General features: G+C 39.6%; 25 protein-coding genes and 1 pseudogene. 22 read left to right on the top strand and 4 right to left on the bottom strand.

What is annotated here, in order from left to right:
- The first annotated feature begins 263 nt into the window (after positions 1 to 263).
- The 12 genes from LVD47_RS18780 (at position 264) to LVD47_RS24405 (ending at position 14,749) form a co-directional block, all read left to right on the top strand.
- The gene (locus LVD47_RS18780) at positions 264 to 1,448 is read left to right on the top strand and encodes a ligand-binding sensor domain-containing protein (protein WP_236979646.1); all 1,185 of its coding nucleotides are present in this window, start codon (positions 264 to 266) and stop codon (positions 1,446 to 1,448) included.
- Positions 1,449 to 1,619: 171 nt separating this feature from the next.
- A complete protein-coding gene (locus tag LVD47_RS18775; RefSeq protein ID WP_236979645.1) occupies positions 1,620 to 3,020 on the top strand; it encodes an AraC family transcriptional regulator in 1,401 nt (466 codons plus the stop codon).
- 109 nt (positions 3,021 to 3,129) lie between these two features.
- Positions 3,130 to 4,251, top strand: coding sequence for a helix-turn-helix domain-containing protein (locus LVD47_RS18770; protein ID WP_236979643.1), 1,122 nt, complete (start codon positions 3,130 to 3,132; stop codon positions 4,249 to 4,251).
- Between the two features lie 163 nt (positions 4,252 to 4,414).
- The gene (locus tag LVD47_RS18765) at positions 4,415 to 5,401 is read left to right on the top strand and encodes an alpha/beta fold hydrolase (protein ID WP_236979641.1); all 987 of its coding nucleotides are present in this window, start codon (positions 4,415 to 4,417) and stop codon (positions 5,399 to 5,401) included.
- A gap of 5 nt (positions 5,402 to 5,406) precedes the next feature.
- The gene (locus LVD47_RS18760) at positions 5,407 to 6,081 is read left to right on the top strand and encodes a hypothetical protein (RefSeq protein ID WP_236979639.1); all 675 of its coding nucleotides are present in this window, start codon (positions 5,407 to 5,409) and stop codon (positions 6,079 to 6,081) included.
- Between the two features lie 367 nt (positions 6,082 to 6,448).
- The gene (locus LVD47_RS18755; RefSeq protein ID WP_236979637.1) at positions 6,449 to 7,510 is read left to right on the top strand and encodes a DNA adenine methylase; all 1,062 of its coding nucleotides are present in this window, start codon (positions 6,449 to 6,451) and stop codon (positions 7,508 to 7,510) included.
- Between the two features lie 15 nt (positions 7,511 to 7,525).
- Positions 7,526 to 8,371: a DpnII family type II restriction endonuclease gene (locus LVD47_RS18750; RefSeq protein ID WP_236979635.1), complete on the top strand. Its 846-nt coding sequence runs from the start codon at positions 7,526 to 7,528 to the stop codon at positions 8,369 to 8,371.
- Between the two features lie 442 nt (positions 8,372 to 8,813).
- Positions 8,814 to 9,365 carry a dihydrofolate reductase family protein gene (locus LVD47_RS18745; protein WP_236979634.1) on the top strand — a complete coding sequence of 184 codons (552 nt, stop codon included), beginning with the start codon at positions 8,814 to 8,816 and terminating at the stop codon, positions 9,363 to 9,365.
- 197 nt (positions 9,366 to 9,562) lie between these two features.
- On the top strand, positions 9,563 to 9,988 hold the full coding sequence (locus tag LVD47_RS18740; RefSeq protein WP_236979633.1) for a VOC family protein: 426 nt from the start codon (positions 9,563 to 9,565) through the stop codon (positions 9,986 to 9,988).
- A 983-nt stretch (positions 9,989 to 10,971) separates the two neighbouring features.
- Entirely contained in the window at positions 10,972 to 11,268 is a 297-nt protein-coding gene (locus LVD47_RS18735; RefSeq protein ID WP_236979632.1) for a hypothetical protein, read from the top strand.
- Positions 11,265 to 12,560, top strand: a complete 1,296-nt coding sequence (locus LVD47_RS18730; protein WP_236979631.1) for a hypothetical protein — start codon at positions 11,265 to 11,267, stop codon at positions 12,558 to 12,560. The genes LVD47_RS18735 and LVD47_RS18730 overlap by 4 nt, the downstream gene beginning before the upstream one ends.
- A 1,463-nt stretch (positions 12,561 to 14,023) precedes the next feature.
- Positions 14,024 to 14,749, top strand: coding sequence for a YEATS-associated helix-containing protein (locus tag LVD47_RS24405; RefSeq protein WP_500797287.1), 726 nt, complete (start codon positions 14,024 to 14,026; stop codon positions 14,747 to 14,749).
- Positions 14,750 to 15,527: 778 nt separating this feature from the next.
- Here LVD47_RS24405 and LVD47_RS18715 read toward each other — a convergent pair.
- Positions 15,528 to 16,067, bottom strand: coding sequence for a hypothetical protein (locus LVD47_RS18715; RefSeq protein ID WP_236979626.1), 540 nt, complete (start codon positions 16,065 to 16,067; stop codon positions 15,528 to 15,530).
- Positions 16,057 to 16,377, bottom strand: coding sequence for a TRL-like family protein (locus tag LVD47_RS18710; protein WP_236979624.1), 321 nt, complete (start codon positions 16,375 to 16,377; stop codon positions 16,057 to 16,059). The genes LVD47_RS18715 and LVD47_RS18710 overlap by 11 nt, the downstream gene beginning before the upstream one ends.
- A gap of 291 nt (positions 16,378 to 16,668) precedes the next feature.
- Between LVD47_RS18710 and LVD47_RS18705 the strand changes: the two genes are divergently transcribed.
- The gene (locus tag LVD47_RS18705) at positions 16,669 to 17,478 is read left to right on the top strand and encodes a helix-turn-helix domain-containing protein (RefSeq protein ID WP_236979622.1); all 810 of its coding nucleotides are present in this window, start codon (positions 16,669 to 16,671) and stop codon (positions 17,476 to 17,478) included.
- A 188-nt stretch (positions 17,479 to 17,666) separates the two neighbouring features.
- Positions 17,667 to 18,629, top strand: a complete 963-nt coding sequence (locus LVD47_RS18700; RefSeq protein WP_236979620.1) for an alpha/beta fold hydrolase — start codon at positions 17,667 to 17,669, stop codon at positions 18,627 to 18,629.
- Between the two features lie 676 nt (positions 18,630 to 19,305).
- Here the strand turns inward: LVD47_RS18700 and LVD47_RS18695 are convergent.
- Entirely contained in the window at positions 19,306 to 20,082 is a 777-nt protein-coding gene (locus LVD47_RS18695; RefSeq protein ID WP_236979619.1) for an MBL fold metallo-hydrolase, read from the bottom strand.
- 126 nt (positions 20,083 to 20,208) lie between these two features.
- Here LVD47_RS18695 and LVD47_RS18690 point away from each other — a divergent pair, with 126 nt between their 5' ends.
- The 7 genes and pseudogenes from LVD47_RS18690 to LVD47_RS18660 all read left to right on the top strand — a co-directional run bounded on the left by LVD47_RS18690 (position 20,209) and on the right by LVD47_RS18660 (position 25,399).
- Positions 20,209 to 20,520, top strand: a complete 312-nt coding sequence (locus tag LVD47_RS18690; protein ID WP_236979618.1) for a winged helix-turn-helix transcriptional regulator — start codon at positions 20,209 to 20,211, stop codon at positions 20,518 to 20,520.
- 544 nt (positions 20,521 to 21,064) lie between these two features.
- Complete coding sequence (gene rsgA, locus LVD47_RS18685) at positions 21,065 to 22,156, top strand: ribosome small subunit-dependent GTPase A (RefSeq protein ID WP_236979617.1); 1,092 nt, start codon at positions 21,065 to 21,067, stop codon at positions 22,154 to 22,156.
- Positions 22,157 to 22,741: 585 nt separating this feature from the next.
- Positions 22,742 to 22,834: pseudogene (locus tag LVD47_RS24325) on the top strand (NAD-dependent dehydratase); the annotation flags it as partial.
- Between the two features lie 867 nt (positions 22,835 to 23,701).
- A complete protein-coding gene (locus LVD47_RS18675; protein WP_236979615.1) occupies positions 23,702 to 24,034 on the top strand; it encodes an ArsR/SmtB family transcription factor in 333 nt (110 codons plus the stop codon).
- A complete protein-coding gene (locus tag LVD47_RS18670) occupies positions 24,024 to 24,542 on the top strand; it encodes an SRPBCC family protein (protein ID WP_236979613.1) in 519 nt (172 codons plus the stop codon). Before LVD47_RS18675 ends, LVD47_RS18670 begins: the two co-directional genes overlap by 11 nt.
- On the top strand, positions 24,532 to 25,050 hold the full coding sequence (locus tag LVD47_RS18665) for an SRPBCC family protein (RefSeq protein WP_236979611.1): 519 nt from the start codon (positions 24,532 to 24,534) through the stop codon (positions 25,048 to 25,050). The genes LVD47_RS18670 and LVD47_RS18665 overlap by 11 nt, the downstream gene beginning before the upstream one ends.
- Positions 25,037 to 25,399, top strand: a complete 363-nt coding sequence (locus LVD47_RS18660) for a DoxX family protein (protein WP_236979609.1) — start codon at positions 25,037 to 25,039, stop codon at positions 25,397 to 25,399. The genes LVD47_RS18665 and LVD47_RS18660 overlap by 14 nt, the downstream gene beginning before the upstream one ends.
- Before the next feature lie 426 nt (positions 25,400 to 25,825).
- On the opposite strand, the gene LVD47_RS18655 is transcribed toward LVD47_RS18660, so the two are convergent.
- Positions 25,826 to 26,011 (bottom strand): hypothetical protein, encoded by a 186-nt coding sequence (locus LVD47_RS18655; RefSeq protein ID WP_236979608.1) that lies wholly within the window; start codon positions 26,009 to 26,011, stop codon positions 25,826 to 25,828.
- 531 nt (positions 26,012 to 26,542) lie between these two features.
- On the opposite strand from LVD47_RS18655, the gene LVD47_RS18650 reads away from it, so the two are divergent.
- Positions 26,543 to 26,908 carry a PEGA domain-containing protein gene (locus LVD47_RS18650; protein WP_236979607.1) on the top strand — a complete coding sequence of 122 codons (366 nt, stop codon included), beginning with the start codon at positions 26,543 to 26,545 and terminating at the stop codon, positions 26,906 to 26,908.
- Positions 26,909 to 26,915 lie beyond the last annotated feature (7 nt).

Below are 26,915 nucleotides of genomic sequence, written 5' to 3'. Positions count from 1 at the left end.
CGGAGATATAAAAAAATAGAGGGTCACTATGCATTAAGGAGAAGGTTATAACATTTCTATTCACACCTTCAGAATCGCCATATCCTATTTGGAATAATGATATTAATTTCAAATATTTAACACCTCCATATATACAATTCGGTAGATAATTTTATGAATAAAGGTCAGTCTTTGAATTTAATTAGTTACATTAGGGAGTGTATACCCATGTAAGTACAAAGAGCCTTCACAACGATAAAGAGTCCCTTTGATTGAGCTGTAGATTGGCAATAAAAGATACTAAATATAGACATATTCATCCTATAGTGTTGGCTATGTCTGATAAAATGAGATATATTAGTACGTTGTGTATCATATTAGAAAAACCCGAAATGAACAAAAAAATAGAATTGATCTACATCATACTCATATTGACTCTAAACTTTTCTTGTGCTGAAAAGAAATCAACAGAAAAGGAGATTAACCAACCTGAATTAGTGGCCACTTCAAATTCCGACACCTTAACGTTTACCTCGGGAATACGTGCAATCTTCCAAGACAGCAAAGGAAATTATTGGTTGGGAAGTCATAATGAAGGGGTAAGTTTTTATAATGGAAAATCATTTGAATACTTTACAACCAATGAAGGATTAGCTGACAATCAAATTCGTTCCATTCAGGAAGATGAGAACGGAACTATTTGGTTTGGAACGGCAAATGGTGTGAGTAGTTACGATGGAAAAACTATTAAAACCCACTCTCCAATTGGAAACTTGGAAAGTAAATGGACGAAAAAAGACGGTGATTTATGGTTTAATGCTGGCACAAAACAAGGCGTTTATAAACATGATGGACTAAAATTGATTTATTTGCCATTCCCTACTTCAAAAAATATAACTTCCGGAAGCACATATGCTGTAACAAGTATTTCAGAAGGAAAGAATGATCTGCTTTGGTTGGGTACTTATGCGGGTGTTTTTGGCTACAACGGCAGTGAGATTACAACGATTAATGATGAAACACTAAGACTTACGGAAGATTCTGAAAAAATGCACGTAAGAAGTATTCTAGAAGATTCCCAAGGCAGACTTTGGATTGGTAATAATGGAATTGGCGTTATGCTTAAAAGTGGAAACTCAATCATAAACTTTTCCAAAGAGCAGGGAAAATTCATCCCAATGAATGACTATGAAGCGAACGCCCTAAGTAAACAGTTTACTAGAAACACTGGACTACAAGCTGTTTTTTCCATTACAGAGGATAGTCAGGAAAATATTTGGTTTGGAGATAGAGATTCAGGAGCTTGGAAATTTGACGGTAAAACGCTGACAAACTACATAATTGACACAAAATTGACATCTCAAATGATATATGACATTTATGAAGACCAAAACAAAAACTTGCTTTTTGGAATGGCAGAAGGTGGTGTTTATAAATTCAACGGGAAAACATTTGATAAATGGCATTGAAAAGAAATACGAACGCACAACACCGTGTAAGCATAATGCGGGCGAAAGTGCTAAATTTAAAGAGTGAATAGTAACAAACATTTCAGCAAACCGAAAGTGAAGTGTCTTGTAATCCCGCACTACGCTAATACTTGACCGTTATGTGGCATTTGAAAAAAAAATAAAAATGAAATGAATGAAACAAGGCAAGAATACCTCAAACGAATAAATATCGTCTTGGATTTCATTGAAAATAATCTTGATACTAACCTATCACTTGAATTTTTATCTAAGAAAGCCCATTATTCAGCTTACCATTTTCATAGAGTATTTTTGACTGTCGTAAACGAAAGGCTAAATGAATACGTCAATAGAAAGAGGATTGAACGCATTGCCTCAATTGTATTGATTAAACCAAATCCTTCTTTAAAAGACTTAGCCTATAAATACGGTTTTAATAGTGATAATTCTTTTTCAAGAGCATTTAAGAAATACTACGGCATTAGTCCAACGAAATTTAAATCTGAGGGAAAAAAATTACTTAGCAAGATTGGTATAGAACCTTTTTCATCAGAAAAATACATTTGTTCCATTAATAATATTAAACAATGGACTAAAATGAATGCACAAATAACGACAAAAGAACTTCCTGAATTAAAACTTGCCAGTATATCGAATATTGGACACTTTGAAAAAGCAAGTAGTATGTTTCAAAAATTGATGGAATGGGGAGGTCAAAAAAGAGTATTAGATACTTCAAATTTTAAAGCAATAACAATTTATCATGACAACCCTAATACTACTCAAACCTCAAAAGTAAGATTTAGTACTTGTGTAACAATTTCTAAAAACATTAATACAACCGGAGAAATTAAGCAATATAACCTAAAAAAGGGTTTTTACATCATTGGGCATTTTGAAATTAAAGCAGAAGAAATTTCAAAAGCGTGGAAAAGTATGTGTGTTTGGGTCATTGAAAATGGTTACGAATTTAGAGATGGAGATTATTTTGAAATGTATCATAATGACCACAAAACTCATCCTGAACAGAAATGCATAATAGACATTTGTATTCCACTCGAAAAAGCAGAAAATATTAAACTTGGAGAAATTAACAATGTAAATCTGTCGAAAAATAACTCGCAAAACCAAGAATGCGAAAACAACTTAGATTATCATCAATTGATAAACTATATGAAAGAATTGAAACTCTTTTTTCAAAAAGAGTATGGCACAACTTTTAAGCTTGGAAAGATTTATCAAGGAGACCCAAATTTTTCCTACTTTTCTCTAACAACAGAGGAATTAAAAAAGCAAAAGCTTAAATTTGTTATCATCTTAAATCATAAAGAATTGTATTTTTCGATTTGCTTATCGGGTCAAAACAAAAGCATTCGAAAAAAGTATTGGAAGATTTTTAGAGATAGTGATTGGAACAAATACCATTTAGCTGAATCAATTGATGATAGCTTATCGATTATAGACCAAACAATTGTTGAAGAACCAAATTTTAATAACAAAAGAAATTTAACCGAAAAGATTGAAAAGGAATCATGGAAATTCATTAAAGAACTAAAAGATATACTTGAATAATAAAAACCGACCACACAACAGGGTATAAGAAACATTGTCACCCTTCGAGATGTCAACGTTTCTTATACTGGATGTTCGTGCGCCACCTAAAAAAAGACACTGCAAATAAATGATATACATAATCGGGATAGCCATAACAATCTTTTTGTCATTTATTTTGTTGACGAAAAAGGGAAAGAGCGGTGCAGACAAAATACTTTTCGCATGGCTTTGTGTGATTTTTGTGCATCTGCTTTTATTTTCGATTATTTCCTCAAAAGAATACTTGAAGTTCCCATACCTATTGGGATTTGAAATACCATTCCCCCTGTTGCATGGGCCTTTTCTTTTTCTTTATACGTTGACACTTACCTCGGAACAGGTCGCCAAAACAAAAATGTTTCCCCATTTTTTGCCCTTTGCAATTGGTTTTATTGCCACCGTTCCCTTTTTAATACTAAACCCTGAAGAGAAAATCCTTATTTACCAAAATGAAGGTGAAGGATTTGAAACCATATCAATCATTATTTTTATTGGAATCGTAATGTCTGGCATTACCTATACCTTTTTGTCATTGCGAGTTTTAGTTAACCATAAAAAGCTGATTAAGGACAATTTTTCCTCCATTGAAAAAATAAACCTGCAATGGCTTTTCAGATTAGTCCTCGGCTTATCTTGCATCTGGATACTTGTGTTTTTTGCTGATGATGAAATTATCTTCTCATCTGTAGTATTGTTTGTGGCTTTTATTGGGTATTATGGCATTAAGCAAGTAGGCGTTTTTACTAATCAACAGATTTTGGAACTTTCTCCCGCCTTTGAATCCAAAAAAATTGCTGAGCCATCCAATGCTGCACCCGAAGTTTCCAAATATGATAAATCAGCACTTTCGGATTTCCAACTGAAAACAATTCATTGTGAACTGGTAAAATTGATGAAGCAAAATAAATTATTCCTTACACCTGAACTAACATTGAAAATGGTTGCCGTAGAACTTGAAATTCATCCAAACACCCTTTCTCAAGTCATCAATACGGTAGAACAAAAAAACTTCTTCGATTATATCAATACGTTGAGGATTGAAGAATTTAAGGAACGTATTACCAATCCGGACAATCAAAAATATACACTCTTGTCGCTTGCCTTCGAATGTGGCTTCAACTCGAAAACGTCTTTCAATAGAAATTTCAAAAACCTGACGGGCAAATCCCCATCCGAGTACCTAAAAGAGAGCAAAACAATGCCCGATTAAGGGTGTCACCACTCAAAATATAGGTTCGATTTTCATAAGGGATTGATTGTATTGGTGTTAAAGATCGGGCATATAAACTAATAAACAGGTTCCACTTTTCATTTTGGGGCGATTGGCAATCTTCATACACTTACTTTTGCACCGAATGTAAAACTTGAAAAGTATGAACTTAAAAATTCTGACAGCCATAGGATTGGCTTGTGCCATGTTCATTTCCTGCGAAAAGGAGCTGGACATTCATGAACCGGGAAACTTAGTGCCAAAAACCGTAGTAGAAGACCCGAGTTTACCTTCCATATCTGTGAACGGGACAACCCTTCATGCAGAAACCTACGGAAACCCTGAAAGCTCTCTTGTCATTTTTCTACATGGTGGTCCAGGTGCTGATTACCAAAACGGACTGAACGTAAAGAAATTGGCAGATGACGGCTATTACATAGTATTCTATGACCAGCGTGGTACAGGCTTGTCACAAAGGCATGATAAAAACACCTATTCTATCCAACTCTACTTAGATGACCTAACGGCTGTGATTAAACACTACAGGACATTTCCCTCTCAAAAGGTGTTCCTTTTTGGTCATTCATGGGGAGCTATGCTTACGGCAGCTTACATCAATGCGTATCCTGATAGGATTGATGGGGCTATATTCGCTGAAGCGGGTGGGTTCAACAAACAACTCCTTGATGAGTATGGGGAAGCAAGCCGTAAACTGAACCTTTTTTCGGAAATAACAAATGATGTCCTTTATTACGACCAATTCCTGACAGGACGTGAAAACGAACACGAAATTCTGGATTACAAGTTGGCCATAGCTTCAAGCTTCTCCTATGCAGAAGGCAATGACGAAGGGATTGAAGGGCCTTCTCCTTTATGGAGGAATGGAGCAACCGTTTTACAAGCCTTTATGGATATTTCAGAAAATGAAGGGTTCGACTTTACCACCAATCTAAATCAATATCAAACCAAGGTCCTTTTTCTATACGGTAAAAACAACAAGTCATATGGATTGAGCTTTGCCAAAAAAGAAGCGGCATTTTTTCCGAATTCGAATATTGTTCAAATAGATGATACCGGACATGAAATGATATATTTCAAATGGAATTCAGTCTATCCTATGGTTCTTGATTATTTAAACTCATTAAACTAAAACAAATGAAAGGTATAAAAATATTTATAGCCTTTATTTTGCCACTTTTCATTTATCCAAAAGGTATTGCACAAACGTTGAATTGGAATGCACTGCAAGATTCAAAACATATCATCATCGCTGGTATTGGATGGGATTACAGTATTTCATATAGTTTGGGATACGCCTACCAACTCAAAACTAAAGTACCTATAGTGCTAACCACTAATTTTTCAACTCCTTCAGGCGAAAAGCTTTTGGATGATTTCAAAACAAAAATCGGAGGTCAGATTTTAATCTTGAATGAACCCAATCTGAAAGGAAGTATTGCTTTGAATGGGATCCATCGAAGGTATGAGAATCCCTTAGTAAGATTGCAAAACGTTGGAAGTGAGTTAAAGGGTACATTGGGCTATTATAAACCGAAATGGTTTGTGGCAGGTGAGGTGGTTTTTGATAATGCCATTGTAACGTATTTCAAACATTCCGAAACCTTCAAAGAATCAATCTTCACAGACGTAAAAGACGGTTGGTATGAACCTTCAACAGAAGGAAATTTCCAATATGGTATACAAACTGGCTACTCATTCAACAAATCGGACATCACACTCAATATTGGCATGATAACAACTCAGGACTTCAAAACCACTCCTTTGATTCCGTACTATTTAATGCTGGGGTACAACCATAGAATAAACTGATTCTATACGAAAAGAAATACGAACGCACAACACCGTATAAGCATAATGCGGGCGAAAGTGCTGAATTTAAAGTGAGTGGACTTGCGACTGAAAAAGATATAGTATGTTAAGCAAAATGACTTAATAATAATTGTGCCGGCCATTTTGGTCCCGAAAGCAAGCGGAATGCCAGTGATTTTGGTTCGACCTTAGCCAACAGATGAAATATGGTAAAATATCAATTCGAATGAACAAAGATAAGAACCTATCGGCTGAACATTTTGCCTTGGAAATCCTTTATTGTTCATAAACTTGGAATACGTGTAAAAAATATGCATCTTTGGGTAAGGTGGTTATAATTTCACAAATCAAATTGATCTTTTAATACGTGGAAGTACAACAAACATTATTCGAAAATCCTCCCATAGAACGGGCAGGACAATATCCTCGCTTTCGATATATGGGAAGTAAACATAAGTTACTTTCATGGATTAGCCATGCTCTGAAAGATCTATCCTTCGAAACTGCACTCGATGGGTTTTCGGGTTCAGGAGCTGTATCCTACCTCCTGAAAACTATGGGAAAATCAGTCACGAGTAATGACTTCCTACACTTCTCACACATCCTCACCCGGGCTACGGTAGAGAACAATCACATCACACTCGATGATAAAGATATGGAATCCCTTCTAACGCCCCATTCGGGTCGAAAAGATTTTATTCAAAAGACGTTCAAAGGAATCTTTTTTACTCCGGAAGACCTGCTTTTTCTTGATAATACCTATGCACAGATTTCCGAATTCTCTAACCCTTATAAAAAGAGTTTGGCATTGACCTGCCTGATTCGGGCCTGCGTCAAAAAACAACCCCGGGGTGTATTTACCGTATCTGGAGATCTTTCAAATTATAATGACGGTAGAAGGGACCTGAGGATTTCGATGAAGCAACACTTTACAGAACAAATTAACCTCTTCAACGAGTTGATATTCGATAACGGACATACTCATTATTCCATCAATCAGGACATTTTCGCGATCGAAAATCCCGAAGCTTACGACCTGGTATACCTCGATCCGCCCTATGTCCCCCGCTCGGATGATAATTGCTACGTCAAACGATATCATTTCCTGGAAGGCCTATCCAAATACTGGGAGAAAGAAGAAATATTATACGATACCAAAGTCCACAAAATAAAGAAAAAGTATACCCCTTTTTCATACCGGTCAAAAGCTGTGGAAGCATTTGATCGTATGTTTGATTTATTTCGCAGCAGCATTATCGTGCTCTCTTATTCGAGCAACGGATACCCGCACCTGAAAGAGTTAACATCCCTACTTGGGAAACACAAAAAAGAGGTTTTTGTCCTGGAAAAGGATCACCAGTATCACTTCGGCAACCACAAAAAAGTAACCCGGTCCAAAGTAAAAGAGTATTTAATAATCGGGAAATGATATCTTTGGTAGTCTATGGAACGACATCTACAGGATATCGAAGAAATCAAAAGCAAACTTTCTGTTCTGGAATCCGAATGGAAAGATGAATTTGCGGAAAAAGTACTTCAGCAGTTGGGATGGCTCCGGGACGCTTCCAAGGTTGATAATGAACTTTTGATCCGGTTGCTGCAAGATGATTATCAAGTAGCTCTGACCGTTTTTCGATTGTTCCTGGAAAAATCCAAAGACGAATTCAATACCATTCTACGTCAGCATATATTCGATGATCAGGAGCGTATCGGAAAAAATCTTTTCATCCGGGATCCCCGATTTTTCGTAAATCGTTTATCCCGAGCCCGGATTTTAGAAATCATCCGGGAGACTATATCTCGTCCGGTCACCTGGAAAGACGTCATCACGGAAAGATTGAAATCCGGACGGGGCAGTGCCATAAAAGGTCAAGTCCGGGGACGCCTTTTGGAAGACTTTACGGAAGATATTGTACAGAGTAATTTTGGTGATCAATATGATGCACGCTGCAATTTTACAGGCAAAGAAGACCGTGCTCCCGCCAAAGCCGACTTTGCCATCCCCAATAAAGACAATCCAACCGTAGTTATTGAGGTAAAAGCGTATGGGGCCACAGGTAGTAAACAAACGGACTCCATAGGAGATGTCAATAAAATCATACAAAGTAAACGTCATGACACGTATTTCCTATTTGTAACGGATGGGATTACCTGGCTGGATCGAATCAGTGATCTTAGAAAAATCGTCCGTGCCCAAAACGAAGGGTATATCTATCGAATATATACAAAAGACATGGTAGAAGAATTGTCTTCGGACCTGCAACAAATCAAGCAAGAAGTCGGATTATAACTTCTTATTTTGAATGTGTATAATCCGGTCCCGTTTGCTAACGGGATGCCCCCCTGGTTTATATCCTGTAAGGTTACGTGGCTGAAACCCGTTAATCTACCCTCTATTCCTTGCCCCCACCCTATTACCTATAAAATTCAGCCATTCCCGATCCACTCCTATTCGAAAAAACCACATAGTCCGGAGATATAAAAAAATAGAGGGGCTCTATGCATTAAGGAGAAGGTAAAACATCCATTTTGAATAATTAACGTATAGCGTACAATGGAGTGAAGCAGGGCGTATTTATTTTTTCAGGGAATATAAGTAGGCCTTTTTTATTTAAAAAGCTTAACAAGAAAAAGGATAGACCGGGTGTAAGTATACAATTGGGAGAGGAGTATGCCATGGCTTTTGGAAATTTAGATGTATTATTATCCTCATCAAATTAATTACCAGACAAATGAGAAAACTATCCCTTTTCATAGCAACGAGCTTAGACGGGTATATAGCCAAACCCAATGACGATCTCAGTTTTTTAAACATAGTAGAAAAAGAAGGAGAAGACTATGGTTATAAAGAATTTACCGATACTATAGATGTCATCATCCTCGGAAGAAAAACGTACGACTATGTGCTAAAAGCAATCGGTGATTCCTACTATGATAATGGGAAAAGGGATGTGTATGTCATTACTAGAACTTCCAAACAAAAAGTGGGTAGGACAACTTTTTACACCGGGAATGTAAACGACCTGGTACATCAGTTAAAATCAGAGAAAGGAAAGAATATCTATTGTGACGGTGGAGCCGAAATCATAAACGAACTTTTACAATGCGATGTAATCGATGAATTTATCATTTCTGTCATCCCTATTCTACTTGGAAATGGCATACGACTTTTCAAAGATGGAAGACCTGAACAAGAACTTACATTTATAAAGGCTAAAACGTATGATACCGGATTGGTACAGTTGCATTACAAACGAATACTGAACCAATCACCTGGTGGATAGCAACTTCCATCCTCTTCCTGATAGAGGCTGGATGCCTTTTTAGGAATACTTTTGTTCACACGCGGATAGGTTAACGCCGGGACAAAACCATGGGGTTATCCGGATTATTTTACTTTTTCTTTATTAATTAGATGGAATTCTTGCCGTATCTTCATTATATAATCAAAAATTGCCATCAATAGCCGAATAAAAAAACTATGAAACCAAGAATTTCAGTATTAACACTCGGCGTATCCAGCCTGGAAAGGTCTGTGGAGTTTTATCGGGATGGCCTTGGCTTCCCTACCGAAGGGATCATTGGAGAAGAATTTGAAAATGGTGCTGTAGCTTTTTTTGATTTACAAAGTGGCGTAAGATTAGCACTTTGGCCACGAAAAAGTATGGCAAATGATACGGGTATTCCTATTCAGGATTCCTTAGCAGTAGAATGTACCCTGGGACATAATGTAATGAATAAAGAAGAAGTGGACGCAGTAATGGAACTGGCACAAAATGCAGGAGCCAAAATTATCAAACCCGCTTCAGCCACTTTCTGGGGTGGTTATGCAGGGTATTTTCAAGATCCTGATAAACACGTCTGGGAAGTAGTCTATAACCCTCAATTGATCCCTAAAGAAGAATAAATGTATAATCCGATCGCAGCCTTCCCCCAAAAATAGGACAAATTCAACATAAGGTTCCCCAGCGGAATTCTTCAACATAATCGCTTGATCCCCATCAAAGTCCAGACGCTAAAGACTATGACCCCTAAAACACAGGCATATTATCCTTTCAGACCTACCTCCTTGCATCACTGCCACTATTCAGCCAGGATGTCTTCCTTATTGAGGTCGTAATAATTTTACTCAATTAAAACCTTTAATGCGCGCATAATTTCTCTTCCATTACGGCGCCTCTCCTCCGTATCATCACGCCAATCTTCGACAAACCACTTCCTCCCTACCCGTAATTTATAAAAGTAAACTCATAAGGGCTAATAAATCACCATATGACCAAATTGTTTTGGTCATATGGTGAAATGGAAAGCATGGCAAATAAAATCCAATTACTGAATATAGTTGATGAAAAGAAAAGAAAAAACATTTAAAACCAATTCGTCGACGTATTCAAGACACAAAAAAAAAAGCAAGAAAAAGGAGTTGAAAGGGATGGATACGGGTACAACCAAAAAAACCCTCCAATGAGGGTTTCATGGTTGTGTTACAGTCATAATGCAGATAAAATATCGTAGAACATACTACCGAAAGGCATTCCCCAATAAACAATCAAGAAATCCTCCCAACCTCCTTAATAATACGAAAAACAGGATCAATTACATAATTTTATTCCTTAATATTTGGAATTTACAAAAAATTACCCCATATTAGGATCAAACATTGTAAGGAAGTCTTTCATACCACGACTTTTGAACAACTGCTTTCACTAAACTAATAACATCTACAAAGACTGTAAGGAAATGACCCCTGAAGTATTTTCAGTGAGTGTCATTCCATTAATTTCCGGCCACTATTATTCCTGCGGAATCTTACTGGCCGGAAAAGAATGTATCGGGGACAGATCCCCGGCGCAGATTGATTATTTTTTTATTGAATGTAAGTTGTAAATCATGATCCAATTTATTACCGTACTGAACCAGGATATGAACCGCTCCTACTGGAGGGCCGTCCAATGGGATGACACCCTGGATTCTATATCCGGCAATCCATATTATACGGCAGGCGTACAAATGAGCCTCCCGCGGCATCCCCGCGACCATCCGTTACAAGAGACCATGTTGACAGAGGTTCGAAGCAACGTCCGGGGATCAGGCACCATTATTCAGCTACATAAGGACACGGCGGTAGCACTATTAGTAGCCAGCCATCGTCAGGAAAAAAACCACAACAATCATTCATCACTATGAAAGGCTACATGATATACGGGATATTGACTATTTTCCTACTTGGAGCGTGTGTAAATAACAGCAGGCTCACACGCCGCTACCATAGCCTGGAAATCCGGGAAAACAGCGACACCATACGAAAATACACGGAGGCCCATGCCTATGCCCTGGAACCTGCCATAGCCCTTACCCAACCGGCCAGGACGGTATTCGACCTGTCCCCCGGAGCACAAGCTGCCCTCATCCGGGAACTCGGGGACCGGATCAAGCCTACGGACGACCTCCTCCATGCCATCGACTACAGCTGGGACCGGAATGATGGAACTCCGGGACGCCTGAGCGACTTTTCCCGGTTCGAAAAACGATTGGTGTTCTCCGTCCGTGAAAAAAATCCCAGGCCTGCCGACCGAATCAGCAGACTGACTCTTACCCTGACCATAGATTCATCGATACAATTATTGAGCTGTAACCGCCTGGCTACTACTTATGAGCAGGTAGACCTGGGCACCATCGAACACCATCGGTCCCTGGCCTATGAAGCCGGCGCTGCTACCGGGTACACTGCAGGAAATACCGTGGAAGGCGTAGATAGTGCCCCTACCGCTACCACCGGACATGAATACGATATGGGAGTCACCGCTTCATTCTCCGGGCAACAGTCAACGACGGAAACCGTGAATATGGATCGACGCATCATCTCCCTCAATGCCTACATCTACGACAATGAACTCTCCCTGTACCAGGAGGGGGAAGTGGGGCGGGATCTTACGGGAAATGTAATCGCCGATATCACGCTGGCATTTACCGATCTTGTCGCCGAAAGGGTCTTCCGGTGGAACCAATCCCCGACTCCGGATAGTACGGCTGTGCTTTTTGAAGAACACATAGTCATATATCCTAATATCCATCGTGACATCACGGCCCAATTGACCTGGGAAGTAGATTACCGGAAAGTGGGAAAAGGCCATCGCAGCCGCACCGAATCGGATGACCATGTACAATTATATCACGGGTTGGGCACTCTTGATAATCCCGTTCTCATTATTCGTCGGAACGATCTCAGACCCGCTATATGGAAACTGGTGTATCCGGGTTCCGATTTCCCATTCCGCATACGGGGTCCCACAGATTATACTTCCGGGGATCTCCTGTTCGATTCCTACGAGGCAGCCCGGCAGATGACCCGGTGGATCGCGGCGTGGAAGGATGACATACACGAAGGAGGCCGGGAATGGGGGGATTACCGGATCCTGGCCCCGGCAGATGCAGATAATCCGGGGGCGCAGGTCCGGATCGTCCCACATGGAGACTGATTGAACCGGGATCGGTAATGATCCCGGGAGAGGTTGTAAAGGATGGTGATACCTCTTCGGGAAGGAGGGGTGATGGAAAGCAGGAAAGTAGGTTTTGATATAGCAAACTGCCGGGTTTCTGTGCTTCCTTTTGCAATAGCGCGGGGCGAAAAAAATCCGTTGCGGCTTTCAATCCTTTTCCGTTATATTCTCTAGCCGGGATATATAAGGATCATCAAGACCAGGCAGAAAAGAACCGTGAAAAAGAGAAGTAAAAAGGGTTGTGGAAGCAGGATTTTGCGAGCTGAAGGCTAAGAAGTAGAGCAAAAGCGCCTTAGCAAAAGGTGGCCTTTCTTTTGTTTCTTTTCTTTGGCCAGCAAAGAAAAGATAAAAAGATGAACTCTGATCCGTGGATGACCGAATGTAGTCTGACTGGAAGGAAGACCAAAGGTATGACTGAACGCAATCCCGTTGACCAACGGGATCGAAGATGGTAAATCCATCTTCGGTGAAGGAACCGAGCCTTCCATGGCGAGGGTGGGCAGACTTCGGTGAAGGAACCTCACCTTCCACGGTGAGGTTGGGTGAGCTCTGGTGAGGGAACCGAGGGCTCCGCCCCGAGGCAAGGAATGGTGAGGGAACCGAGGGTTCCATCCCGAGGCTACAGGAATTAAATTTGAAGGAACCGAGCATTCCATGGCGAGGGTGGGAAAGCCTTTATGAGGCTTGCCACGTTCTTCGTGGAAAACTTTACGGACCAGCCCTGTAAGGGCTGAATATGGGTAACCCCGGGTGTTGAACCCGGGGTAAAGAAAGAAACGGATTGAAAGTTCTGGCGTGTGTTTTTGCGGTCCCGAAAGGGGCGAAAACCATGACAGAACGGGAATGGGCAGTTCAAAACAAAAACCTTGAAGGTCTGGCTTGTAGTGGCTGTAAGGAGTGATACAATTCAGAGAAAGCTTCACGGGGGTCAAATCAGAGACCTTCAAGGTTGGGTGTAGAATCCCGGGAGAAGTGGTGAGACAGGAAGAAGGCTTTGATTTAGCAGGCTGCCAGGGTCCTGTGCATCCTTTTGCAATAGCGCGGGGCGAGGTAAATCCGTTGCGGCTTTCAATTCTTTTATGATAGATCCTGTAGCCGGGGTATAGAAGATAGGTGGGAGTGATGCAGGAAAAAGACGGTAAGACGATGCGTAAAAGGATTGTGGAAGCAGGATTTTGCGAGCTGAAGGGTAAGAAGTAGAGCAAAAGCGCCTTAGCAAAAGGTGGCTTTTTGCCCAAGGCATCCCTTCGGGGCTTTTGTTTCTTTTCTTTGGCCAGCAAAGAAAAGATAAAAGGATGATGCTAGATCTGGGATTGACTTGTCCTAAGGACTCTGCAACAAAATCCCGGGTATTGATAAGGGAAGAGAAATGAAAAATATAAGAAAAGTGAAGTGCCCAGGGTATCTGGCAAAATCATCCCTATGGGGACTTCGTGGAAACCATGACAGAACGATACATAAACAAAAAAAAACCAGAACCAATGACATCACATCCTATCATCACCATTGCCATCATCCTCATAACCTGTGGTATAACCGGCGGACTGGCCCATTACTTCAAAGAAGAAAAGCGACCTCCCTTCCACCGGCGTTTCCTGTACCGTAGCATCCTGACCGGGATCGTCGCTGCTTTTACCGTACCGCTTTTCCTGCGGATGGTCTCTTCCGAAATTATCAACAAAGCCACCACCCAGCAGTCCGAATACTTTGTACTGGCGGGGTTTGCCCTGATCGCGGCCTACTTCTCCCAACGGTTCCTGGACAGCATGTCCGAACATGTATTCCGGGAACTCGATTCGGTCAAACGCGAAGTAAAAAACAATGAAGACAAAGTCGATGGGCTCATTGACCTACAATCAGACGGCGAAGGATCGGAAGATTCTCCACCCCCCTCCCCGGCCGGAAACTTCGACTTTCCGGCCGGGGATGAAAATATACAACGTATCCTCCATGCCATGGGCCCCGGGCACAAACCCTTCCGTACCCTTTCAGGGCTCTCGGGAGATAGTAGTCTGGATACCCGACAGGTCTCCGATATGCTCGGTAAAATGCAGGAAGCCGACTTCGTCCGGTCTTTCCGGATCCATAATAACAAAGAAGTATTCAGCCTTACCCCCAGGGGCAGGCAATTTTTTCAAACGCCAAAATCAAACGAATCCAATGGATAATTTAATAGAAGGACCCGGTGGGATTGACGGTCATTTTCTTTTTGCGGGGGATACCATTACTACACAGTCACGCAGGGCCCATTCGGGGAGTCCCCTGCTTTTTTTTTGCACAAAGCAGGGGTTTTTTCATTGTTTTCTTCTGGTCCCATCTATTTCATAACCGATAGCAGGCATCTATACCGGCACAGCCAGGGAAAGAGCTGTTCCCATCTATATCGAATAAACATTTATCCGGTTATCGGTGATGATTGCACACCTAGATGCTAAATAGAAATTATATCCCTCCCTTGTCCGGACAATCGTCTCAATTTGCAATGCAGATGGTAGTCGATTCGGGCGGAAACGGAAGAATCAGGATGGTTGCGAAAATAAAAATCGGTGCCTAATCCAGATAGGGAAAGTAATACCAAATAGATTATAGGATGCAGCATAAAACTGAATTGAATTTTCTGCAAGTACCCTACAAAAAACACAGACCTGGTCACGGCTATGGAGAGTATTTATAACGTCGTAATCGTAGAAAAGACTTTCCATTTCAATAGCATCTTAGGGAAAAGAAAATCGCCATCCCTTTTTATGAGTATTGGGGTATAACCTTTTATCAACCGCGAATGAGGAGAACGCACCCTGGGGTGTATAATTCCGATAGCCAAAGAAATTTTCACCATCTATCCTGTCCCTGGTGGGACCATCTCCATGAGAGCCATACATGCGTATCGAAAGAACAAGGGGTTGGGTGGTTTTTACCTGTGCAATAGCTACCGGGTAATTGATTCAATTATTTATTGTATTCTATTAAGGTCAGGATTTTTTTTATCAGGGCCGATTGTTTCCGCCAGGTTTTTGCTTTTATATTGAGCACCACACTACCTTCCGGATAATATATATTAACTGTAGGAGGTTCTGTTTGGTCAAAAAAGGAAGCTATGTCAGTGAATAAAAACTTCGATGAATATCTATAATGCCATTTTGATTTTTTTGTCTCTATATACAACTTTTCCGCGTCGGATGATACCTGCTGATTCCCATTACTCAAAGAAATACTGTCCAGGATGAGGTTCATTCTATCAAAGTATGAAAAGTTCACGGTTACCGTATCATTCTGCGTTTGGTAACTCATATCATAAATGAAATTATTTTTGTTATTGGATTCAAATCCCTTTTGCGGTAAAATATAAAACAATGTTCCCTTTTCCTGAAGAGAGGAAGTGTAGTATCTGGAAATATTCTGGCCATTCATCGTATTGACCAGAAGCAATAAAGGAATAATAAAAAAATGGCGTGTTCGACACGCCATTCTAAGCTGATTATTCGCCATATACAAAAACTTTGTATTTCGCGAAAAAAACTAAGATGCTAGAGGATTGTTCATCAACGTGGTGAATTTTGGTAATCCCAGCCGATTTCGCAGCGGCTTCAATACTTGCATCTCCTGTAGCCACGATGCCAAGAATAGAAGTTGCTTCTGAAGACCCGACCTTGGTCGAATTGGAATTACCCGTAACTGCGACAGGTGCTTTAACATCTGAGTACACCATTCCACTCAATGGGCTTTTGACGGTGGCACAACTTGTCATACATACAAGAACTGCTAGTAATGCAAAAATTGCTTTAATTTTTGTTAACATAATTTGGTAATTTACTATTTTCCTACTCGTAAGGCTTTTCGGAATTCGCCCCGTTTTTTAGTTGGTTTCTGGTCTCCACTATTTACATACTTTAGGTGAGCTTCTCTTTGCTTCCCCAGGACCTGATTTATTGTATCTTCATAGAAGGGAAAGGGCTGTCTCTTCTGAAGATTCCGTAAAGCGAGTCGCATCAAAACCTAAAAAAGCAAATGTAAAGGGCAGGGTTGAAGACTTGGTTGTAAAAAACGGACAATGTAAGGTTTAGTCTATTGTAAAGAGTATATTTAGCTCATGATTTACGAACTGCAACCTCGTGAAAACCTCAGCAGGCTGGTGCGTGCCTATATGTTTCTGAAGGTAGAAGATACCTCCGGTTGTTTTTTTGCACCAGCTATAAAACGATTAGGAATAGTAATAGCTTTACAGAGTAATGTAGAAATTAACTGCAACCACAAAAAATATATCCCACCTGTAGTATCTATGAAAGGTGCCTTTGAACTGCCCTATTATTACTCTTACATACATCAATACGTTACTTCCTTTGCCGCTGACTTATACCCTATTGGGATGTATGAATTGACAGGTAAACCGGGCATTACTTTTAAAAATAAGTTTGTCAGTGCCAGTCAGGTTTGGACTAAAAATGAAGTAAAAGAACTCTTTTCTGCACTTTCCCGCGATATTCCTTTACAGGAACGATCTGTATTGTTTGATGATTTTTTAGAGAACAAAGCTCCCGATATCTTGAGCGAAAAAAGCCTCCTGGTAGAAAAAGCCGATAATATGGCCAGAAAACAGGATTACCAATGGTCTGTCAAAATGATTTCGCGAGAGATAGGGGTCTCTGAAAGGACTTTAGGCAGAGCATTTAAAGAGGTAGTAGGGCTAACTCCCAAACAGTATTTCACCACTGCTTTGTTTGAAGATATGGTAAATGAATGTACGAATACGAAAGAAAGGAGCATTGGAAAGTTTCTGTATTCCCCATTTTATGATTTTTCACATATCAATAAATGGTTTAAGAAATTTGCCCATACTTCACCCAGGGAGTTTGCTAGTCTGGATTTGCATTCGATAGCCGCTGTATTGTCAAGGGTATAGATCCCGGTAATTCGTCACAAGTTCTCTTCCCCTGAAAATATAAGTTTTGCCGGAAAATATGGAACTGCATATTATGCCGCAACGACTATAACAAAATAAATAGGATTATTTCTTTACATCCTTTGACATAAGGCTGTCACAAGACGACTGTACGTTTGGGGGCTAATTACATACAAAACAATAAAAATATGACCAACGTAACAAAAACAAGCCTTACGTCGATTGAATTTCCAGCACCTGCCATCATTTCCGTCAATGGGATAGATCTTGAGGTGTTTGAAGCAGGTAAACAAAATCAAGGTAAACCTATTGTCCTTTGTCATGGGTTTCCGGAACATGCCTATTCCTGGCGGTATCAGATACCTGTGCTTGCGGAAGCGGGCTACCATGTTATTGTGCCCAACCAAAGAGGGTACGGCAACTCCTCCTGCCCATCGGAAGTAACAACATATGATATAGCACATCTAACCGGAGATCTGGTTGTATTACTCGATTATTATGGATATCAAGAAGCTACATTTGTTGGCCATGATTGGGGCGCCAATGTGGTTTGGAATCTTGCCTTGTTGCATCCGGAGCGGGTACATACGGTCATAAATTTTGCTTTGCCGTATCAGGAGCGAGGAGAAAAACCCTGGATAGAATTTATGGAAGAAGCCTTTGGTGAAGACTTTTATTTTGTTCATTTTAACCGGCAACCAGGAGTGGCCGATGCTATTTTGGAGAAAAATACCGCCCGGTTTCTTCGTAATTTATTTCGCAAAAATGTACCGCCTGCTCCGCCGGAACCCGGCATGGTCATGATTAATCTTGCCCATGCGGATAAACCGCTTGGCGAACCGGTAATGACCAAGAGCGATTTAGCTGTTTTTAGCGCGGCCTTCCAATCATCCGGATTTACGGGGGCCCTGAATTGGTATAGAAACCTGGACCGGAATTGGTATTTCATGGCAGACATAAAACCATTAATTACACATCCGACCTTAATGATATACGGTAAACGGGATGTCATTCCACCCTCCGATCGCTTACACGATTTCGCACCCAATCTGGATATGGTTAGCCTGGATTGCGGTCACTGGATCCCACAGGAAAAACCGGAAGAAACGAATCAGGTTATTCTGCAATGGCTGGAAAAACAAGATGTCTAACAGAGAAGGAGAAAAGGGTATCCTGAATCCGAGCAGATGAGCAAAAAGATGAAAAAAAGAACGACCTGTAAAGAGGCAAACTAAATCCTATGAGGGATGAGAGAGGCTATCTATACCGAAGCAGTGGATACGAATTATTCAAAATAATACAGGTATGGTTCTTTTTGACACCTGAATTTCAATTGTTCCAGTCTGGCTACCCCTGGTAAACAAGTCCCGGAGCGCTGTACAATCTGACCCTATCGAAATAATGAGTTGTTTCCTGCGAAAACCGAATGGTAAAATGCATCCTGGTAACGGGTTCTTCGGGCCTATCCGGAAGCAGTACCGTTTCGCGTTTACAATGAAAAGATTATATAGGCTCCGGGATCAATCTAACACTCTGAATCCCGCAATCTTGTAAGATTCATACTATCAAAAGAATATGCATTTCGACTCCATAGGAAGAATAGAGTAAGGACTCCTGAAGGCCTTCTGCATTCACCAATTCAATTTTTTTTACCCCGCCTGACATCTTTCCATAGATATGGTAAAGTAAGTCCTGGATAGCCAATAGTTTGTTTACATTTTCAAGATGGAGGGTGTGATTTTAGACAAACATAAATTTAAAGGTAAATGCGGGACCTCTACTGAGAAATCAGATAATAATTGCCCTTTGGTAGCCCATCAATGGATCTCAAACAGGCTCAGAAAATAGCACCAATTGCTCCCCATCTTCCGGAATAATACACCTGTCGGATATACCCGCTGTGGCTATTTCCCTGCCAGTGAACTCCCGGTCCTCTGTACACGGGCTCACTGCCTCCAGGTGGGTAACCAAAACCTTAACTTCCGGAAAGGTATGGCAGAGCTTACAAATTTGCCTGGCCGTCATCGTGACAGGATCCCCGATGGCAAAAGTAGCCGCCCCACCCGCTACCACTACATACTTCGGTTGATGTATAGAGATAGCGGATTTTACTTCATCACACCAGATCGTATCTCCCGCAAAAAAGATACTTTCGGAGCCTGAAGAAAAGTAAAAACCATGCACGACCCCCATTTTCTCTTCAATTTCCCCGATACCATGTCTTCCGTGGGTAAGGGTGATGTCAATTCCCTTAACCTTCACGGACCGGTCCACGGATTGGATGTTTGTAAATCCATAGCCTGCCAGCGAATCCGCAATAATAGAAGGGCCAATTACCGGAAGATTTTTATCCAATAGGCTGATCGCATCAGAATCCCAGTGATCCGGATGAAGATGAGTAACGACAATCGCATCAATTTTACTTATCTGTTTTTTTAATTCCGAACGGGGAAAAGGTAAATCTATCAGGGGATTGGGCCGGGTATCGTTTGTCCAGGGGAAAACCCCAAAAGAAGCTTTTGGTCCCAACATGGGATCGATTAAAAACGTGGCTGTATCAATGTTGAGGAGGACGGTAGCATTTCGCCATAACTGAAATTTCATATTATCAGGATTTTATACTCATTTATGGAAAACTTAAAAGGGTTAAACCTTGTTTTTGCTAATGTAAGCAGCTACGGTGAATTCAGAAAGAAGTTTACCTCAGGGTAACCCAATTAAAAGTCGAATATGAAGTATACAGAATTTGAACAGTGTGGATTAAAGCGCAGCCTCGATTTGCTCTCCGGTAAGTGGAAGCCTTTAATTTTGCACCATCTTTTTCACGAAAAAGAAATCAGGTTTATCGAATTATGGCGCAAAATGCCAAAGGTCTCTAAAAAAGTTCTTCTCGAGCAATTGCATCAAATGCAGGAACATCATATTATTGAAAGAATAGAAAAAAATGGTTTCCCACCCCAGGTATATTACCGGTTGCATCGCGACACAAAAGAACTGGGCCCCGCATTGCAAATATTGGACCGCTGGGGAAGTAGTAAATAGTCATTCTATCCTGTAGGGATATGTTAAGAGTTTGTACCCTATCGATACTTTTAATTTTACACTTTGGCAGGGGACCACTTCACCTTTCCTACCCGCAGTACTGTTTTGAGCTAGTGTACATGTAGGATATGGTGACCACAGTGACAATAACACCTATTCATTCCAACCATTCTTTTTTTGCAAATAGAGGGTTATAATGGGCTGACCACCTAAATAAAACGGGTGTACATTGGGTTTCGGGTCAGGAAGACCCCATTTTTCTTGAAATAAGATCTCTATCCCCTTCCGACATTGATGTTTTCAATAGAAATGCAACTAAGAAATTGATGTCTCCGTGGCTTTTTTCAAACAAGGTAATCTCTCACCAAATCCGCCACAGCATTGGCATTAATTTATCAACAGCCCCTCTTATTTACAAAGTTTTTATATTAGTAAGGATTTTAATAAGCGTTCGTATATCAGGAAACGCAGTAGGATATACACAAGGTGTGCATCCAATAGTTGTGATTAATACAAGTAGACACACCACAAAATGGAAAACGAAATGACCATAGAAGATTTAGGATATAATGACACTTTCGAAAAACTGAGAAAAGAAAATAATCTTGAGGATTTTGAAATTGGACGTGTAATAGCCGAACACAAGGAAAGATATATTGTAAAGAACGAAAAAGGAGAATTTGAAGCTGAAATTACAGGAAATCTTAGGTTCACTGCTAAAAGCCGTGAAGACTTTCCTGCTGTGGGAGATTGGGTTGCGATCATAAACTATGATTCAGATTTTGTAATTATTCATAGCGTTATTCCACGAATATCGGTTCTTTCAAGACAAGCAGTTGGAAAGTTTGGTGAAACTCAAATAATTGCAACAAATATTGATTTTGCACTTTTAGTTCAAGCCATCGATAGAGATTTTAATATTAATCGCCTTGAAAGATATTTGACTATTTGTTATTCTTCCAACGTAAGTCCAATAATTATTCTAACTAAAATCGACTTGATTGAAACTCAAAATCTCGATGATATAGTTAAAAAAATTAAACAACGGATAAAGAATATTCCGATTTTTGCTATCAGCAATGAAACAAAAGACGGGTATAGCTCTATCACGGAATTTTTAAAGAAGGGAAAGACGTATTGCTTACTTGGCTCTTCAGGTGTGGGAAAATCAACATTGATGAACAACCTGTCAGGCAAGAACATAATGAAGACAAATACAATAAGTAAAAGCACAAATAAAGGCAGACATATAACCAGTCACCGTGAATTAACTGTTTTAGAAAGTGGAGGAATACTTATTGATAATCCAGGCATGAGAGAAATTGGAGTAATTGATTCCGCAGATGGATTAGAAAATACCTTTGATAAAATTTATGGTTTTTCAAAGCAATGTAAATTCACGGATTGTACCCATACAAATGAAATTGGTTGTGCTGTAATGGAAGCTGTTGAAAACGGCGAGATTGATGTTAACTCCTATGATAATTTCTTAAAAATTCAAAGAGAAAAAGACCATTTCAACCTTTCTGTTTCAGAAAAAAGAAAAAAGGAAAAATCATTCGGAAAAATGATAAAAAACTTTAAAAATGATATGCAGAAAATAAGTCCTAAGCACAAGAATGCGTATAAAAAATAAGCGAAACAACTGTAATTATAAGGGATATAGCCCGCTCTAACTTGATGTTGGTTTGACAGTGTCAATCAACAACTTTTCATATACAAAACCGTTAGGGCTCAATTAAAAATAACATTCTAAGAATAGAACCATTCCTGTCATAGTTGCTTTCTACATACAGTTGTAACCTGGTTTCATACAGACTAAAATAATCGACATCTATATTCATTCCTATTTAGAATCTTGCTTAGGTGGACCTGAACCAACAGGTGGATACTAAGAGAAGAAATGTACTCCCACTGCCGGAGAAAATAGAGAATCACTTTCGCCACACTCATAGTTATTACAATATTCTTGACAACTCTTATATCCAAAGATTCATTAACGGAGTTCCTGTGACATTCAGAACCTCCTCCCTCGGAAACATAGTGGGATAAATTATAATGAATTCAATTTTGGGTTAAATGTCATTCGGAAGATCATTTCTATATTTATAATGCACCACAAACTATTTCAAAAGATAATCTGCATAAAACACACTGATTTAATACGTTATGTGCCATTTTAGAAAGCGAAATAAAAAAATAAAAAACTGATTGAATAACTATGCAAACAATACTCGGAGCAAACGGACAAATAGCAGAGGAACTCACCAAAGAGTTATATCGAAATTATACTAGTGGATACTCAAAAATTTCCATTGATGGCAACAGAAATAAGCTACCTATACGCATGATGATTGATTTTACCTGTATAAATTCCCGGATGGATTCCGAATCATAGCTTTTAATCAGATTCTCTCTATTCAACTTATCTAAAAGATCAAGATAAATACAAGTCATTTTTCCGAAAGACTATGGCCCGGATTCAAAGGACAGGTTGGATGAGTTATAACGAGAGCTCGACGAATAATTGTTTCCCACCCTGGGTTGGCACCCAGGGTTAGGTATATTTGCTTCCCGACAATTTCATGTCGGAACAGCCACTTCAGAGCTCATCTTTTCTCTGTTGAACTCACATTATTTTATGCATTATATGGTGAATGGAATCTCGCTATACCAGAACCAATAATTGATTTCCCTGAAATATCCTGAGTACGTATCTCATTAGATAATTATATAGTGGAAAGCCAGGATTTTGATTCACCCTTACTATTGAAAGCGCCGAAGGCTTTGGCTATGGGAAGTGGCAGTCTCCCCCCCAATGAAACCGATTTTCCGGTCATCTGGGCAGGATTTATGATGCTTTAAAATGGATTGGAAGTTTGTTTATAAAACAACCACAAATCGCTAAATTCATATGAACGAAATACCGGTAAAAGTGATGAATTGAATACCAACAAACATATCGACACGGTAAAGTGCTTACAATCCCATACTGCAGTTCTACGTACCTGTTACCATACTAATTGTAAGAACAAAAAAATGACATGGTAACTATTCAACCTGAACCTCCTTCCTGCCCTGGCAATTAAACTCATTTCCGGTAACGGATTAGAAAAAAAACATGAAAAATATTTGTGTAGCTAAATGACTTCATATATATTTGTAGCCAAATGACTTCACAATGAAATTAAGAAGAGACATTTTCCAGGCAATTTCAGACCCGACAAGACGAGCGATTTTGGTATTGCTGGCCTCACAGGCCATGACAGCAGGAACAATAGCTGAAAACTTTGATGCAGCGAGACCTACCATTTCAAAACATATTCAGATTTTAAACGAGTGTGACCTTGTAGAAGCCAACCAACAAGGTCGGGAAATCTACTACGAGTTGAAAATCGAAAAAATGAAAGAAATCGATGAATGGTTGGAACAATTCAGAAAAATATGGGAAAACCGTTTTGACCAACTTGACAATTTGTTATCAACACTTAAAAACAAGAAAAATGAAAAGTAATTTACTATTCGATTTTACTTTCGACAAGAAAAACAATTCCCTTCACATACTACGTGAATTTGACGCGACGCTAGAACTGGTATGGCAAGCCTGGACCACTGCCGAGTTATTAAATCAATGGTGGGCACCTAAGCCTTACCATATTGAAACTAAATCACTGGAGTTGAAAGTTGGCGGAATGTGGCTTTATGCAATGGTGAGTCCACAAGAGGAAAAAATGTGGTGCAAAGCTGATTATAAAACCATCGAAACACATAGATTACTCTCATGGTTAGACGCATTCTGCGATGAGAACGGGATTGAAAATACTATTAAACCTCGCTCTTTATGGATAAACAATTTCTCTGAAGATAACGGTGTCACTACTGTGAGTATTTGTCTCAAGCATGAGAAACCTGAAGACCTGGAAGCAATGATTGAAATGGGCTTTAAGGAAGGCCTTACGATGGCTCTTGATAATCTAGATACGTTACTACTAACACTTAAAAATGAATACTATGAAAACTAATTTGCTATTCGACTTCACTGTCGACAAAAAAACAAGCACCGTATTTGTTAACCGGGAATTTAACGCTGATCAGCCATTGGTTTGGGACGCTTTTACCAAAAAGGAAATCCTTGACAAATGGTGGGCGCCAAAACCCTGGAAATCAGAAACAAAGTATATGAATTTTGAAGAAGGTGGACGAAGATTTTATGCAATGGTAAGTCCTGAAGGGGAAAAACATTGGTCGATTCAAGACTTCACCTCTATTTCTCCCATTGACAATTTCCAATTCAAAGATGCTTTTGCTGACAAGGACGAAAATATTAATAACCAAATGCCATCTGCCAAATGGAACCTGGATTTTAGTGAAAATGATGGAATGACAACTGTAAAGGTTACCATCAAGCACGAAAAACTTGCCGACCTTGAAATGCACATAAAAATGGGCTTCAAAGAAGGCTTTACAGCAACCTTAAACGCATTGGCAGATTTATTGGAATCCTTAAAACAGGGTAATGAAAAAGGCTAGAATCATCTTTTGGGCTACGACAGGTTTTATATTTATGTTTGAGGCACTTATGCCTTTAAGCACACTGCTGTTTGCCCACGAATACTTTAACGCAGGTACAAAACCATTGGGATATCCAGACTATTTTGCCTATTCTTTAATAATCTGCAAGATCCTGGGAGCAACGGCGTTGATGTTCCCAAAACTGCCCGGCAATTTGAGGGAGTGGGCATATGCCGGTTTAACATTCAACCTTATTTTTGCGGTAATAAGTCATACGGTAGTGGACAAAAATATCGGGAATATAATAATGCCAATAGGAATAGGCATTATCCTTGGGGTGTCTTATTTCTATAATCAAAAATTGTAAAAAAAGAATAAAAGTCAATTAGTATCAATAACTCAGGGGGGAAATTGTGATAGCGCAAATTTTATGATTCCAACGTAATACAAAAAGGTAATGACGGTATATAAAAGGAGCCTTCATAAGGGATACTTAACCATCCCATCTAAGCCTGAATAGAAAATGACCTGGAAAAAAATAAAATCAATGGGAGTTTACTGATCTTCAGATTTTCATCAATAGAATTTTCAGGATATTTACCCCATTTTACAACATACCTTGCCTTATTTCTATTAGATATAGCTACCCCTGATTGGGATTGACCTTTTTACATAAATTCATCATCTACTTTATCGACATTTGTAAAGCTATCCTGGCGAAGAATGGTGTAATCCAGCGTAGATTTTTCTACGTTGCCTGGCAATACTCGGTACGTTTTTAAGACTGCTTTCCTCAGGTAATCGAATATCCCAATAGAGTTATTGCCAGTGGTCCTCCCTTGATTATCTGTTGCTCCCCCTGGCTTTGGAAAGTATATACATCTCCTTCATACCATACAACGTCGCCAGTCCGGATCTTAATTGCCCGAAACTTTGGAAGTAAACCCGTAGACTTCTCCATATCTTCTTTTGAGATCATAACTACATATCTGATTCCAGGTCCAGGAAGATAATACTACCATTCCTGAAGGTAAGATTTGCATTACATGGTTTATTATAGTTTTATTTCAAGTACTTAAAGTACTAATTTATTAATATATATAAACCTCTACTTCCATTACATACCAGGGAAATATTAAGGCTTAACTATCTATGTCCGGGAGAAGCTGAAGAAAGTCGCTTCTTTGATTCACCGGTTTTTGCGAAAGCGGATATTCTTCTCATTTTTTGAGATATTGAAGAAACACCGGATAGGTGCAACGCATCGTAAATACCATTCAGCACTATTATTGTATATGATTATTACGGAATATTACGCAATAAAGTAATTATCAATATAAAATTTTATGGAATAAAACCCAACATAGAAATTAATATGGCAATAATCCGGAAAGCCAACTTTAAATGACGCTGCAACCAGGAAACCAGTCCGTTTTTCATTCCAGGTTCAATTGTCGTCCGGCTCTTTATCATCTTTATAAGAGCACTTTGTTTTAACTAAAAAATACTGATGAAAGGCAATAAAATGTTGGTACTTTCAGGTCTTTTTTTCGGACTCTCAAACTGTGCCACCAAAATTTTGGGGTCACGTCAGTCCATTGGAGTTTCGAGTTCCCCTTTTAAAGCTATGATATTTATTAACGATCAAGAAATAGGTTTGACTCCCCAATCCGTCGACATCAAAAAAAGTGATTCAAAATCCTTTAAGGTGCGTATTGAACTCAAAGGGTACAAGCCATATAAAACCGTATTAACCAGGAAAACGAGTGGTTGGATTGCGGAAAATATTTTACCAGGTGGGGTAATTGGACTAGCTGTTGATTACAGGACAGAAGGGGCATACATATTAACGCCAGAACAAGTTGAGGCTACTTGAATCAATA

Source organism: Membranihabitans maritimus (genome assembly GCF_021729145.1).
GTDB classification, from domain to species: domain Bacteria; phylum Bacteroidota; class Bacteroidia; order Chitinophagales; family Saprospiraceae; genus Membranihabitans; species Membranihabitans maritimus.
This window is presented reverse-complemented; position numbering and strand designations above follow the sequence as displayed.

What these genes read in the sequence shown, in the direction of transcription:
- rsgA (WP_236979617.1), top strand. Translation starts at nt 21,065, where the DNA reads ATGACCATAGAAGATTTAGGATATAATGACACTTTCGAAAAACTGAGA.
- LVD47_RS18655 (WP_236979608.1), bottom strand. Translation starts at nt 26,011, where the DNA reads ATGATCTCAAAAGAAGATATGGAGAAGTCTACGGGTTTACTTCCAAAG.
- LVD47_RS18650 (WP_236979607.1), top strand. Translation starts at nt 26,543, where the DNA reads ATGAAAGGCAATAAAATGTTGGTACTTTCAGGTCTTTTTTTCGGACTC.
- LVD47_RS18765 (WP_236979641.1), top strand. Translation starts at nt 4,415, where the DNA reads ATGAACTTAAAAATTCTGACAGCCATAGGATTGGCTTGTGCCATGTTC.
- LVD47_RS18760 (WP_236979639.1), top strand. Translation starts at nt 5,407, where the DNA reads ATGAAAGGTATAAAAATATTTATAGCCTTTATTTTGCCACTTTTCATT.
- LVD47_RS18670 (WP_236979613.1), top strand. Translation starts at nt 24,024, where the DNA reads ATGAAAAGTAATTTACTATTCGATTTTACTTTCGACAAGAAAAACAAT.
- LVD47_RS18750 (WP_236979635.1), top strand. Translation starts at nt 7,526, where the DNA reads ATGGAACGACATCTACAGGATATCGAAGAAATCAAAAGCAAACTTTCT.
- LVD47_RS18775 (WP_236979645.1), top strand. Translation starts at nt 1,620, where the DNA reads ATGAATGAAACAAGGCAAGAATACCTCAAACGAATAAATATCGTCTTG.
- LVD47_RS18710 (WP_236979624.1), bottom strand. Translation starts at nt 16,377, where the DNA reads ATGTTAACAAAAATTAAAGCAATTTTTGCATTACTAGCAGTTCTTGTA.
- LVD47_RS18740 (WP_236979633.1), top strand. Translation starts at nt 9,563, where the DNA reads ATGAAACCAAGAATTTCAGTATTAACACTCGGCGTATCCAGCCTGGAA.
- LVD47_RS18690 (WP_236979618.1), top strand. Translation starts at nt 20,209, where the DNA reads ATGAAGTATACAGAATTTGAACAGTGTGGATTAAAGCGCAGCCTCGAT.
- LVD47_RS18700 (WP_236979620.1), top strand. Translation starts at nt 17,667, where the DNA reads ATGACCAACGTAACAAAAACAAGCCTTACGTCGATTGAATTTCCAGCA.
- LVD47_RS18770 (WP_236979643.1), top strand. Translation starts at nt 3,130, where the DNA reads ATGATATACATAATCGGGATAGCCATAACAATCTTTTTGTCATTTATT.
- LVD47_RS18745 (WP_236979634.1), top strand. Translation starts at nt 8,814, where the DNA reads ATGAGAAAACTATCCCTTTTCATAGCAACGAGCTTAGACGGGTATATA.
- LVD47_RS18695 (WP_236979619.1), bottom strand. Translation starts at nt 20,082, where the DNA reads ATGAAATTTCAGTTATGGCGAAATGCTACCGTCCTCCTCAACATTGAT.
- LVD47_RS18675 (WP_236979615.1), top strand. Translation starts at nt 23,702, where the DNA reads ATGAAATTAAGAAGAGACATTTTCCAGGCAATTTCAGACCCGACAAGA.
- LVD47_RS24405 (WP_500797287.1), top strand. Translation starts at nt 14,024, where the DNA reads ATGACAGAACGATACATAAACAAAAAAAAACCAGAACCAATGACATCA.
- LVD47_RS18660 (WP_236979609.1), top strand. Translation starts at nt 25,037, where the DNA reads ATGAAAAAGGCTAGAATCATCTTTTGGGCTACGACAGGTTTTATATTT.
- LVD47_RS18705 (WP_236979622.1), top strand. Translation starts at nt 16,669, where the DNA reads ATGATTTACGAACTGCAACCTCGTGAAAACCTCAGCAGGCTGGTGCGT.
- LVD47_RS18730 (WP_236979631.1), top strand. Translation starts at nt 11,265, where the DNA reads ATGAAAGGCTACATGATATACGGGATATTGACTATTTTCCTACTTGGA.
- LVD47_RS18715 (WP_236979626.1), bottom strand. Translation starts at nt 16,067, where the DNA reads ATGGCGAATAATCAGCTTAGAATGGCGTGTCGAACACGCCATTTTTTT.
- LVD47_RS18735 (WP_236979632.1), top strand. Translation starts at nt 10,972, where the DNA reads ATGATCCAATTTATTACCGTACTGAACCAGGATATGAACCGCTCCTAC.
- LVD47_RS18665 (WP_236979611.1), top strand. Translation starts at nt 24,532, where the DNA reads ATGAAAACTAATTTGCTATTCGACTTCACTGTCGACAAAAAAACAAGC.